The sequence below is a fragment of the Brevundimonas sp. genome (genome assembly GCF_051860745.1).
Classification (GTDB): Bacteria; Pseudomonadota; Alphaproteobacteria; order Caulobacterales; family Caulobacteraceae; genus Brevundimonas.
This window is the reverse complement of sequence record NZ_JBHYDN010000003.1, coordinates 207190-219105: the sequence shown is the minus strand read 5'-3', so window position 1 is coordinate 219105 and position 11916 is coordinate 207190. Positions and strand designations below refer to the sequence as shown.

The 11916-nt window shown below is 69.3% G+C and carries 12 protein-coding genes and 1 tRNA gene; 6 read left to right on the top strand and 7 right to left on the bottom strand.

Annotated elements, in window-relative coordinates; translation table 11 throughout:
- Nucleotide 1: 1 nt before the first annotated feature.
- From ACTIEW_RS05505 to ACTIEW_RS05485, 5 genes are all read right to left on the bottom strand, one after another.
- Nucleotides 2–322 carry a hypothetical protein gene (locus ACTIEW_RS05505; protein ID WP_439476909.1) on the bottom strand — a complete coding sequence of 107 codons (321 nt, stop codon included), beginning with the start codon at nt 320–322 and terminating at the stop codon, nt 2–4.
- Nucleotides 323–449: 127 nt separating this feature from the next.
- Nucleotides 450–1040 (bottom strand): mobile mystery protein B, encoded by a 591-nt coding sequence (locus ACTIEW_RS05500; protein ID WP_439476908.1) that lies wholly within the window; start codon nt 1038–1040, stop codon nt 450–452.
- Nucleotides 1037–1495: a mobile mystery protein A gene (locus ACTIEW_RS05495; protein ID WP_439476907.1), complete on the bottom strand. Its 459-nt coding sequence runs from the start codon at nt 1493–1495 to the stop codon at nt 1037–1039. Before ACTIEW_RS05495 ends, ACTIEW_RS05500 begins: the two co-directional genes overlap by 4 nt.
- 111 nt (nt 1496–1606) lie before the next feature.
- Nucleotides 1607–3736 (bottom strand): terminase large subunit domain-containing protein, encoded by a 2130-nt coding sequence (locus ACTIEW_RS05490; protein ID WP_439476906.1) that lies wholly within the window; start codon nt 3734–3736, stop codon nt 1607–1609.
- Nucleotides 3737–3860: 124 nt separating this feature from the next.
- Entirely contained in the window at nt 3861–4760 is a 900-nt protein-coding gene (locus ACTIEW_RS05485) for a hypothetical protein (RefSeq protein ID WP_439476905.1), read from the bottom strand.
- Nucleotides 4761–5074: 314 nt separating this feature from the next.
- Between ACTIEW_RS05485 and ACTIEW_RS05480 the strand changes: the two genes are divergently transcribed.
- Nucleotides 5075–5626 (top strand): OmpA family protein, encoded by a 552-nt coding sequence (locus ACTIEW_RS05480; protein ID WP_439476993.1) that lies wholly within the window; start codon nt 5075–5077, stop codon nt 5624–5626.
- Between the two features lie 341 nt (nt 5627–5967).
- Here ACTIEW_RS05480 and lipB read toward each other — a convergent pair whose 3' ends face one another.
- A complete protein-coding gene (gene lipB / locus ACTIEW_RS05475; protein WP_439476904.1) occupies nt 5968–6747 on the bottom strand; it encodes a lipoyl(octanoyl) transferase LipB in 780 nt (259 codons plus the stop codon).
- A gap of 30 nt (nt 6748–6777) precedes the next feature.
- Here lipB and ACTIEW_RS05470 point away from each other — a divergent pair, with 30 nt between their 5' ends.
- The 5 genes from ACTIEW_RS05470 to ACTIEW_RS05450 all read left to right on the top strand — a co-directional run bounded on the left by ACTIEW_RS05470 (nt 6778) and on the right by ACTIEW_RS05450 (nt 11361).
- A complete protein-coding gene (locus ACTIEW_RS05470) occupies nt 6778–7086 on the top strand; it encodes a FliM/FliN family flagellar motor switch protein (protein ID WP_439476903.1) in 309 nt (102 codons plus the stop codon).
- A 51-nt stretch (nt 7087–7137) separates the two neighbouring features.
- Nucleotides 7138–7224: transfer RNA gene (locus ACTIEW_RS05465), tRNA-Leu, on the top strand.
- A gap of 62 nt (nt 7225–7286) precedes the next feature.
- Nucleotides 7287–8699: a magnesium transporter gene (mgtE, locus tag ACTIEW_RS05460; RefSeq protein WP_439476902.1), complete on the top strand. Its 1413-nt coding sequence runs from the start codon at nt 7287–7289 to the stop codon at nt 8697–8699.
- A gap of 64 nt (nt 8700–8763) precedes the next feature.
- Nucleotides 8764–10041: a lysozyme gene (locus ACTIEW_RS05455; protein ID WP_439476901.1), complete on the top strand. Its 1278-nt coding sequence runs from the start codon at nt 8764–8766 to the stop codon at nt 10039–10041.
- Nucleotides 10042–10197: 156 nt separating this feature from the next.
- Entirely contained in the window at nt 10198–11361 is a 1164-nt protein-coding gene (locus tag ACTIEW_RS05450; RefSeq protein WP_439476900.1) for an isovaleryl-CoA dehydrogenase, read from the top strand.
- On the opposite strand, the gene ACTIEW_RS05445 is transcribed toward ACTIEW_RS05450, so the two are convergent.
- Nucleotides 11347–11868 (bottom strand): DUF3617 domain-containing protein, encoded by a 522-nt coding sequence (locus tag ACTIEW_RS05445; RefSeq protein ID WP_439476899.1) that lies wholly within the window; start codon nt 11866–11868, stop codon nt 11347–11349. The genes ACTIEW_RS05450 and ACTIEW_RS05445 overlap by 15 nt on opposite strands.
- Between the last annotated feature and the right edge of the window lie 48 nt (nt 11869–11916).

Genomic DNA, 11916 nt, shown 5'->3' with positions numbered 1-11916 from the left:
CTCAGTCCCGCCGCGTGAACCGCAGCCCGCGCAGCAGCGGGTCGCTGTAGCTGAACCCCGTCACCTCGCCGTCCGCATTCCGGTGGAACCGCGCAATCATCGACCCCTGCCGGAACACGTCCGGCGACGCCGCCGCCAGCTCCAGCCGCCCGAGCGAGCCCCGCCCGAACCGCACGGCCACGCCCCCGTCGGCGTCCGTGACCTCGGCCGACGCGGCGGAGTCGCCAGCGTAGCATCCGGCATAGGCGTGCAGTTCGGGCGGCATGGCGTCATCCGGTTCAGCAGAGCCCTGCATCCTGACCGGCGGACGGGTGAGCGGCATGAGCGAAATCTGAGCCTTCGCTGAAATCGGCCCGCTACGCCGCCCTCTCCACAACCGCCTCACCTCCGATGCGTCGATAGGCAGATCGCTGACCGCCCTCGCCAGCGCACCGACTCCCACCGCCCCTTCACCCCCGCACAAACGCCAGCAACGGCCCCGGATCATGCCGGTCCGCCGCCTGCAGCGCGGCGATATACCGCCGACGCGTCTCCCCCGGCTCGACCAGACTGTCCCGCCCCCAGCTCAGCGGCTCCACGCCCAGTCGCGTCGCCAACATGTCGGCCGCCATCCGCGCGTGCCGACCATTCCCGTTCGGAAACGGATGAATCTGCACCAGCCGATGATGGAAGCGCGCCATCAGTTCGTCCGGCGGCCAGGCGTCGTGGTCGATCTCGAACCGCACCGCCTCCAGCAGGGCGTGCACGTCCATGCCGATCCGCCACGGATCGACGCCGATGTTCTTGCCCGTCTCCCGGAACCGGCCGGCCCAACGCCACACCTGCCCGTACATCTGTCTGTGCAGGGCGATCAGGGGATCGAATGCGAGAATGTCCCGCCGCCGGGCCGCCGCCCATGTCTGAGCCTTGGCGATGTTGTCGAACTCCGCCCGGTTCAGGTCGGCGCGGGTGGTGATCCAGCTGGGGATCAGCCCCTCACGCTCCTCGGGCATCAGGGGCGTATTCCCCTCGTCGTCGCCGTCGAACAGCGGATCGGTCACGGCGTCTGCCAGAGCCGCCGGGGTTCCTCGCGGATCAAGTCCTCGATCATCCGCCCCCGCTCGTCCGCGAGGTCGGGATCGCTCAGGGCCTGATTTTCCAGCGCCATGGTGTGGCCCAGCCTGCCGAGACGAACATCGACGACCATCGCGGCGCGGTCGCGCACGGTCTGTTCCAGCGAGGTCTCGGGAACGAAGGCGTAGACCAGACGGCAGTTCATCGCCGCGGCCGCCCGCCGAAGCGTGGCCAGGGTCACCGTGTCCTGAACCTCGCCCTTCTCCAGGGCCGAGACGGTGGAGGGATCGACTTTCAGCCGAGCGGCCAGTTGCGTCCCGGTCATGCCCAGGGCCTCGCGCACCGCGCGCACCCATCCTCTGTGCGGACGCGTGCCGACGTCGCTTTTCAGGGGGCCGAGGCGGTCGTCCAGACTTCGACGGGCGGAAGCGACGGTTGTCATGACTTATAGTCCAATTATTTTCGATATTTTATGGATCATAATACGTATAAATGTCAATTATCTTGCATTATAGTCCATATTCATTCCGGACATCTTCTCTTTCAGTCCCATCTACAACCGCCGCACCCTCGGCCCCCGCTCCCCCTCCGGCGCGTCGATCAGCAGGTGCGTCACCGCCCACACCAGCGCGTCCGCACGATCCAGCGAGCCGGCCCCCTCCATCTCGCCGGCGAAGGACATCAGCTCCTCCTCCAGCGCCGACAGGGGGACGCCGTCGGCCGGGGCGTGGCGGACGCGGCCCTGTTCGTAGAGGGCGGCGACGGGTTCGGCGCGGACGCGCTTGCCTTTGGTGGCGCGGACCTCGCGGACCCGCAGCGTGTTTCCGGCGGTCTTGAGCACGGCGCGGACCATGTCGCCGCCCTGGTTGACCTCGGCGACCATGGCTCCGGCGTTGAACTCGCGCGCCGCCTGCACCGCGCGGCGGGCCCACTGGTCGGGGCTGAGCCCGTGGGCCGAGCGGTCGGCGAGGACGACGGCCTCGCGCACGCCGTCGGGGCGGCGGCGCGAGCCGGCGACGATGATGCCGCAGGCGTCGCCGGTGGTGGTGGTCGTGGGGTCGAGGGCGATGATGACGCGGTCGAGGGGTTGGGGGCTGGGGGCTGGGGTTTGGGGTAAAGTCCCGGGCGACGGGGCCGACCCGGCTGCCCCCCGTTCCCCAGCCCCCAACCCCCAGCCCCTCGCTCCAGCCATCATCTCCGCCGTAAACAGCGCCCCGGCCAGGTCGACGATCTGGCCCTCGATCTCCTGGGCCTCGCGGCGGGTGCCGCCGTAGAGGGTGCGGAGCTCGTCGAGGAAGCCGGGGGAGAGGTGTTCGGCGTTGTCGGCCGTTCCGGCGTGGGTCAGGGCGCAGGAGGGTTCGTCGCGCAGGGAGATGAGGGCGCGGGTCGGGCGGGGGGTGGTGGTGACGACGAGGCGAGGCGCGCCGGACCCCGCCCCTCCACCATGCTTCGCATGGTCCCCCTCCCCATCGCTGCGCGACGGGGAGGAGACGGGCGGCGCTTCCGTCTCCTCCCCATGCAATGGGGAGGGGGACCGCGAAGCGGTGGAGGGGCGAAGCGGCCGCCGCAGCCCCATCCGCAGCAGCGCCAGCGTCTCGCCCGCCCCGCGCGCGCCGACGGCGGGCCAGGCGCAGAACTCGTCCGCCCAGGCGGCGCTGAACTGGGGACCGCGCAGGGAGTCGGGGTCCTCGGCCGAGAAGGCCTGGGCGATACAGCCGTTGGCGAACACCAGCCGGCGGCGCGAGGGCTCATAGGCGGGGCGGTCGGCGCGGGTCCAGCGCGGCAGGGAGCGCAGGCCGGACGGGCCCTCGATCATCACCTCGCGCACGTCATGCAGGGTCGGGCCGACAAGAGCGAGGCGGCCGCCGGGGCCGAGAAGTTCCGCCTGATCGGCCAGCCAGCTGGCCCCGGCCAGGGTCTTGCCCGCGCCGCGTCCGCCGAGGAACAGCCAGGTCGACCAGTCGGAGCCGTCGGGCAGAGGGCCGGGCGGAGTCTGGGCGATGCGGAGATGGATGGGCGGGACGGACGGGGCGTCGTCATTGGCCGCCTCGGGCGGCGGCCCGGCGCCGGGACGGCCTCCGATCAGCACGCGGCGGATGAGATCGGCCATCCTCAGGTCGGAGGCGCAGGCCTCGCGCTCGCCGGCGCCCGCCAGGGTTTCGGCCTGGGCCACGAGAGCGTCGACGGCGGCTCCGGGATTGTTGCGGTCGAGGACAAAGGCGCGGTCGCGGTGTTTCAGCCGGATGCGGGTGTCGGGCAGGGTCTCGAGGGTGATCGGTTTGGGCCCGGTCAGACGATAGACGGCGCCGGGCACGTCCTTCTTCTGGCAGCCGTCAGCATGGGCGCGAGACCGCAGCGCCCCTTCGGTCACGCCGTAGCGCTCCGCAATGTCCGCGGCGGGTTCGCCGGCCAGATACAGGTCCAGCGCCTCGCGCCAGAGCGCACCGGTCATGCCGACCGGGCTCTGCGGAATGACGCGGTCATCCGGCCAGCCTCCGGGGGGCTTGCGACGATGATCGGGGGCGCCGGTCTGGCGTTTGAGCAGGCCGCGGGCCGAGGCCTGACGATTGATCGTGCCGGTGTGGACGCCGTGTTTGGCCGACAGCGCCTTGCGCGTCGCGCCGGCTGCCTCTTCGGCGAACAGGGCCAGCCATTGGTCTTCGGTGAGGATGCTTTTCGACATGGCCGCCATTGTCGGCGGGTCCCTACCTCAGGCGGGCTGGCGACGCTGTCCGGGCAAGGAAATTCTTCCGGATCAATCGGTTGGCGATTTGGATTGTGCTGACAATCGCGCGATTGCCAGCGGTCTACCGCCCCCTGAGCATATCCCCCCACCGCCACGCCCCCCTGCCCAGCGCCAGCCTCGGGCCCCCGGCGGAGTCGCTGAAGCTGATCAGCACCAGACCGCGCATGGGCTGGGCCCGGCAGGCGTGGGGGGCGAAGGCGACCTCCATGGCGATGGCCTGCCGCACGCCGGCCAGGCCTTCGCCGGCCTCACCGGGATTGCGGATCCAGTCGCCGTTCCAGACCAGAAGGGCCTTGCCGGGACCGACCTCGCGCTGGGCCCGGGTCACGGCGGCGCGGACCTCGGGGTCGTCGCGCAGGGCGTCCTGCAGCCAGCGCACCATGTCGCAACCGCCGGCGCCGGAGCCGGAGCCGCCCGTCCCGCCCGTCCCGCCCGTCTCGCCGCCTCCCCCCCGCCCGCCCACGCCGCCGCCGGGCCCGGCAACGGTCGCCCCCGCCAGTTGGGCGTCGCTGAGCGTGGCCATGGGAGCTGGCGGCGCGGGCACGCGGGCGGCGACGGTCTCGACATGCGGCGGCGGCGGGATGGGCGCGCGGCTGGGCCGGGGAGCCGGGGCCGGCGGGGTCGGGCGGGCCTTGGCCGGAGGCGCGGCGGGCGTGGGCGTCGCGGGACCGGCAGGTGGTTGGGGGTCGGAGGTCGGGCCGGGCGCGGGTTCCGGGCGCGGCGGCGGCTTGAACAGGGTGACCATCACTGCCGGAGGCGGCTGAGGTGCGGTCCAGAGGCGGGAAGGTTCGGCTTGAGCCAGCAACACCGGCAGCAGGACCGCCATATGGGCCGCGAGACTGACCGCCCCGGCCAGCAGCCATGCGCGCTTCGCCGAATGGGACGACGGACGCGGATCCTGGTTCCCGCCCCTGATCGGGTCGGGTTTGGCGGAGTCAAGGTTGCGGGTCGGTGCAGGCATGGACGGTCCCGGCGCCGATGGGGGTCATTGGCGAAGCCCAGATCAGCACCGGCCCGCGTCAGGATCGTGGCGCGTCCCCCGGCAGTCGTCGTTCTGTAAAATGAGGCGTTATGGCGGGAATCAAACCACCGTTTGCTGAACGGACCACTGCTCTGGACAATAAAGCGCTCGTTACAGTCAAGCTGACACCTTATCGCCCCCGACCCGTCATCACGTCGCCATCACGGTTACGGTACCTGACAGCTTGCGCATGCCCCCGGGAGTAGCGCCCCGACTGAACAGAGGCTCATCCCTTGACCAGACTCACCTCCAGAATGGCGGCCGTGACCGGTGTCGTCCTCATCGCCGGCCTGACCGCGGGCGGCTGCGCCAGCCACAAATTCGTGCGCGAAAATCTCGCCGAGGTGGACACCCGGGTGACCGGCGTCGACACCCGCGTCACCGAGGTGGCGGGCACGGCCGGCGAGGCCCTGGCCCGCGCCACCGCCGCCCACAAACTGGCCGAGGGCAAATTCCTTTATGAGGTCGTGCTGTCGGACGACTCGGTGAAATTCCCCGTCAACCGCGACGAACTCTCGCCCGAGGCCGAGGCGCGTCTGGCGGAACTGGTCCAGCGGCTGATCAGCGAGAACCGCAACGTCTATCTGGAAATCCAGGGCCATACGGACGCCAGCGGCGACGCGGCGTTCAATGAGCAGCTGGGCGAGGCCCGGGCCGAGGCGGTGCGCCGCTATCTGAGCCGCAACAGCATCGCCCTGAACCGGATGGCGACCATCTCCTATGGCGAGGAGTCGCCGGTGGCGCCGAACGACACGGCCGAGGGCCGGGCCCAGAACCGCCGCGTGGCGATCGTCGTCCTGAGCTGAAGTGAGACCGCCCGGGGCGGGACCGCAGCGCGGTTTCCCTCGGGTCTTCCACGCGACTTGATACCAGTGTCAGATGGGCCTGTCGTGGCTGTCCCCCGATGCTCGCGAGGATGCCTATGACATCCCGGACGCCGCAAAGCGGCGATCCGGGACGGTGGATCGAACGAACTTCATCCTCCCGGAAGCTGCGCCAGCAGCTATCCGGGAGACACGTCAGGATCAGCGCGACGGCTGCCTGTCCCCCGGACAATCGCGATGCGATTTCCGGGAGGGCGGAGGGAGCAGGCTCATGCCGTCCCGGATCGCCGCTTTGCGGCGTCCGGGATGACAAGGCACAGCGTCTAAATGGGCGCCGCGCCCTCGGTCACCGGTCCGAACACCCGCCGGAAGCTGATTTTCAGCGCCGCGTCCGCCTCATCCATCGTCGCCGGCACGCCCAGATCCACCAGGCTGGTCACCCCGTGCTCCGCGATCCCGCAGGGCACGATGCCGGTGAAATGGCCGAGGTCCGGCTCCACGTTCAGGCTGATGCCGTGGAAGCTGACCCATTTGCGGACCTTGACGCCGATGGCGGCGATCTTGTCTTCTCTCCCCCCGTCCGCGGGGGGAGTGTCGGCGAAGCCGACGAGGGGGGGGCGGCTCCAGCCCGGCCCCTTCCGCTCCACCCAGACCCCGACGCGGCCTTCACGCACATCGGCGGGCACGCCGAGCTCGCCCAGCGCCCCGATGATCCACTGTTCGAGCCCGCGCACGAAGGTCCGCACGTCCTTGCCGCGCGCGTTCAGGTCCAGCATCACATAGGCCACCCGCTGGCCCGGCCCATGGTAGGTGAACTGTCCGCCCCGGCCGCTGCGGTGAACCGGAAACCGGGCCGCGTCGAGCAGGTCGCCGTCCTTCGACGAGACGCCCGCCGTATAGAGCGGCGGATGCTCCAGCAGCCAGACCAGCTCGCCGGCCTCGCCCGTGGCGTTGGCCGCCGCCCGGGCCTCCATGGCCGCGACCGCCGCCTCATAGCCGACATAGCCTTCGGATGCCGCCCATTCGACCGGGCGGCCGTCGGCCCTGTTGAGCTTGGGCATGGCCAGCTTCGATATGGTTTCGCTTAAGGCTTGGGAAAGCATGACGCCTCCAATGTGGGGGTCGGGAGCGCCATGCAAGCCAAGATCGCCCACGAACCCGCCTCCTCAGAGTCAGCGTCAGAGTATCCAGTGAGTCAGATCGAAGCCGTCGATATCGAAATTTCGGTCGTCCTGGGGCGTTCTGTCCTGCCGATGAGTCAGCTGCTGCGGATGGGCCGCGGGGCGGTGATTCCGCTCGACGCCTCGGAACATGACGAGGTCTGGATCCTGGCCAACAATCATCCGGTCGCGCGCGGCGAGATCGAAATCCGCGACGACCGCATCGCCATCACGGTCACCCGCGCCGCCGACGTCTACGACTTCATGGCCGGCGCCGCCTGATACCGCTTGGCAGCCGCGCCTCTCTCCGCTATCAGCCCCGCTCCGATGCGAGCGGTCGTGGCGGAATTGGTAGACGCGCAGCGTTGAGGTCGCTGTTCCCTAACCGGAGTGGAAGTTCGAGTCTTCTCGACCGCACCATCGAAACAACAGGGCGAATCTCGGCTAGAATTGAGCTGACATAAAATTCGGGGAGGCCGAGCGTGACGATCACCGCAAAAGCCTCCCTGACGCCTTCCCAGACCAACGAAATCGACCACGTCGCCCTCGACGAGGACTATGTGCTGACGGCGGCCTTCGTCGAGAAGGTCGTCGACGCCTCGGACGCCGGCGACGGGCTCAAGCTGCGGTCGCTGCTGGAAGACCTGCACCCGGCCGACGTCGCCGACCTGATGGGCTTCCTGACCGCCGAGCATCGCACCGTCGTCGTGCTGTGGCTGCCGCCCGACCTGTTGGCGGAAACCCTGCCGGAGCTGGACGACAATATCCGCGAGGAGGTGCTGGAGCGCGTCCCGCACCTGACCCTGGCCGAGGCGCTGCAGGAGCTGGACTCCGACGACGCCGCCGCGGTGGTCGAGGATCTGGAAGACGACCAGCGCGAAAGGGTGCTGGCGGCCATGCCGGAGATCGATCGCGCAGCGATCGAGAACTCGCTGCGCTATGACGAGGACTCTGCCGGTCGCCTGATGCAGCGCGAGGTGATGGCCGCGCCGTCGTTCTGGAACGTCGGCGACACCATCGATCACATCCGCAAGCAGGGTGAGGATCTGCCCGAACTGTTCTTCGACATCTATGTCGTCGATCCGTCGAACAAGCCGGTCGGCGGCCTGCCCGTCAGCGGCCTGCTGCGCGCGGCGCGCACGATCGCCCTGATCGACATCATGGAGCCGATCAATGCGATCGCCGTCGACCAGGACCAGGAAGAAGTCGCCTACATCTTCGAGAAATACCACCTGATCTCGGCCCCCGTCGTCGATGCGGCGGGGCGGCTGGTGGGTCAGATCACCGTCGATGACATCGTCAACATCATCCAGGAAGAGAACCGCGAGGACATCCTGCGCCTCGCCGGCGTGTCGGACGAGGACCGGGGCTCGTCGGTGTCCGAGATCGTACGCGGTCGCGTGCCCTGGCTGGCCATCAACCTCGGCACGGCGGTCCTCGGCTCGATCGTCATCTCCTGGTTCGAGGTCACCATCGCCCAGATCGTCGCCTTGGTGATCCTGCTGCCCATCGTCTCGGCCATCGGCGGCAACGCCGGCACCCAGGCCCTGACCGTGACCGTGCGCGCCCTGGCGACGCGCGAGCTGAACAGCTCCAACGCCGCCCGCACCTTCCGCCGCGAGCTGGCCGTCGGTCTGGCCAATGGTCTAGTGTTGGCGCCCCTGATCGGGACGGCGGCCGGCCTGTGGTTCCGGGATTGGCGCATCGGGGCGGTGATCGGCATGGCCATGGTGCTGAACCTGCTGGTCGCGGCCACGGTCGGGGTCCTGACGCCCCTGACTCTGTCGCGGCTGAAGTTCGACCCGGCCGTGTCCTCAGCCGTGTTCGTGACAGCGACGACGGACTTCTTCGGCTTTTTGATCTTCCTCGGTCTTGCGAGCATCGTGCTGTTGTAGAGCGGCGCGTCCCTTGCTGGCTCTCTCTTCGGGCGAGCGCGCCCGTCTCGATTTGGGTCAATCCGTGTCCGAAACGCCCACACCCCGTCTGAAGGTCTCCCGCGAGGGGATAGTCCTCATCAAGAGCTTTGAGGGCTTCCGTCCGCGCGCCGTTCAGGAAGAGGACGGACGCTGGGTCATCGGCTATGGCCACAGCGCCTCGGCCCGCGAAGGCCTGATTGTCGCGGAGGCGGACGCTGAACTGCTGCTGCAATACGACCTGATGCCGGTGGTGAAGGCTCTGAATGAGCAGGTTCAGGGTCCGCTGAATCAGCACCAGTTCGACGCCCTGGCCAGTTTCGCCGTGTCCGTCGGCGTTGAGCGCTTCACGGCGTCCGACGTCCTGCAAAGGCTGAATGAAGGTCATGCCGGCCAGGCCGCAGACGCCCTGATAGGCTGGCCCGAAGACGCCTCCGCTGACGCCCGCCTGCGCCGCCGTGCAGCCGAGCGCGCGCTGTTTGTCGCCGATCCGGCCTCCCCGGTCACCCTGGCTGAGCTGCTGGCCGCTCCCCTGCCCCCCCCGCCGGTCGAGGCGACGACCGAGGCCGAAGCGCCGGGGACCGATGCGCGCGCCGCCGCCGTCGCCACCCTGCTGGGCGAAGCGCCGGAAACTCCCGACCCCATCGAACCTGAGGCCGTCGAGCCCGATCCGGCCTGGGCGCCCGAGGCGCCCGCCTTCGAATCTCCGACCTTCCAGCCGGCAGATGCGGTGACGCGGGTCAATCTGGATCGCTATTCGCCCTACGCCGCCGCGATCATCGGCCCCCTGCCCGGCTTCGCCCCGGCTGATCCGGTCGCCGCCCCGGCCGAGCCCGCGCCTGAGGCCGAGGCGACGGCTGAGCCTGCCGAACCCGCCATTCCCGTGATCCCGCTGCAGTCCGCCGCAGTCCTCCCCTCGACCTTTCCGGCGATGGATCCGGAGCTGGTCCTGACGCCGGCCACCGAGGCCGATTTCATAGAGGCCGAGCGCCCGGTGTGGCCGTCGGACCAGCGCGCTCCCGCCCCCACAGTCGAGGAAACCGTCCTGTTCGAGAACGAGCCGACCCTGTCGGTGCTGCGTCACGAGGTCGAACCAGCCGGACCGCGCCGCTTCGACTGGAGCGAGACCGGCGCCTTCCTGATCATGGGCGGCGTGGGACTGGCGGCTTGTGGGGCGTCGGCCGCCGCCTTCCGTCTCGCCGTCGAACAGCCGTCGCCAATGGGCGAGACCACCGTCATCGCCTGGGCCCTGGCCCTGATCGGGGTGATCTGCGTCGGCGTGTCCTCGTGGAACCTGTATGTGCGGTGGGGCAAGGCGGACTGATATTCCTCCCCCTCCGGGGGAGGGGGACCATGCGAAGCATGGTGGAGGGGCCTTGGCGGCCGCCGCCAGCGCCCGGAACAGCCCCCTCCACCGCTTCGCGGTCCCCCTCCCCCTCTCGCTTCACTCGGGGGGAGGAATGATGCTACCCCCGCCGCCATGAGCATTCCCAACGCCCCCCAATCGATGGAATTCGGCCTCGGCGAAAACGCCGACATGATCCGTGAGACCACCGCCCGCTGGGCGAGCGACCGTCTGGCGCCCCTGGCCGCCGAGATCGACGAGACCAACGCCTTCAAGCGTGAGTTGTGGCCCGAGATGGGGGAGCTGGGCCTGCACGGCATCACCGTCGAGGAAGAGCATGGCGGCCTCGGCCTCGGCTATCTCGAACATGTCGTGGCGATGGAAGAGGTGTCGCGCGCCTCGGCCTCGATCGGCCTGGCCTACGGCGCCCACTCCAACCTGTGCGTCAACCAGATCCGCCGCTGGGGTACGGAAGAGCAGAAGCAGAAATACCTGCCCAAGCTGATCTCGGGCGAACACGTCGGCTCGCTGGCCATGTCCGAGGCCGGGTCGGGCTCCGACGTCATGTCGATGCGCACCCAGGCCCGCAAGGAGGGCGACCGCTACATCCTGAACGGCACCAAATTCTGGATCACCAACGCCCCGCACGCCGAAACCCTGGTGGTCTACGCCCGCACCGGCGAGGGCAACGGCGGCGTCACGGCTTTCCTCATCGAGAAGGACATGAAGGGCTTTTCGGTCTCGAAGAAGCTGGACAAGATGGGCATGCGCGGCTCCGACACCGCAGAACTGGTGTTCGAGGACTGCGAGGTCCCGGAAGAGAACGTCATGGGCCCGGTCGGCGGCGGCGCCGGCGTGCTGATGAGCGGCCTCGACTATGAGCGCACCGTCCTGTCCGGCGGTCCGTTGGGCATCATGCAGGCGGCGCTGGACGTGGTCCTGCCCTACGTCCGCGAACGCAAACAGTTCGGCAAGGCGATCGGCTCATTCCAGCTGATGCAGGCCAAGGTCGCCGACATGTATGTCGCCCTCAACAGCGCCCGCGCCTATGTCTACGCCGTCGCGAAGGCCTGCGATCAGGGGAAGACCACCCGCTATGACGCCGCCGGGGCGATCCTGCTGGCCTCGGAGAACGCGGTGAAGGTCAGCCTTGAGGCGGTCCAGGCCCTCGGCGGCGCCGGCTACACCAGGGAGTGGCCGGTCGAGCGGCTGGTCCGCGACGCCAAGCTGTACGACATCGGCGCCGGAACGAACGAGATCCGCCGCTTCCTGATCGGGCGGGAACTACTGGGCAGCTGATCCCGGGGGACAGTCGCCGATCCGCTCGGCCGTCATGGTCATGGTCGTATCGGCCATGGACGGGTCGGGCGCCGGCGTCATCCGGGTCCTGACCTCCGTCGAATAGCGGCGGGAGAGGTCGCCGGTGACCCGCATGTCCGTCTCGGCGCGAACTCCGTCCGGCATGTTGCAGACCGAATGTCCGACCATGGCGTCGCCGTCACGACGGAAACGCTGTTCAGTGCACTGAACCCCGTCGGGCGCCTTGCCCGGACCGCGCTGCATTTCCGAAAAATCCTGCCGAGTGACGCAGGTCTCGATCGCAGGCAGGGCGACCCCGGCCGGCATGCCGGGGATCCGGGTGGTGATCCGCCAGAGCCCGGGCCGTGGCCCCTCCATTCCCGCGGCGGCCGGCGCGGAGCCGCCGCCGGCGTCAGCCTTCGACGCGGGCGCCTTGTCATCGCCCTGACCACACGCCGTCAGGGCCAGGCCGATGCAACCGGCCAGGCCAAGTGTAATCTTGCGCATCCTGATTTCTCCCGCCCGGCTCTCCGCCGGCCCTGCCTTGGCGGCCGC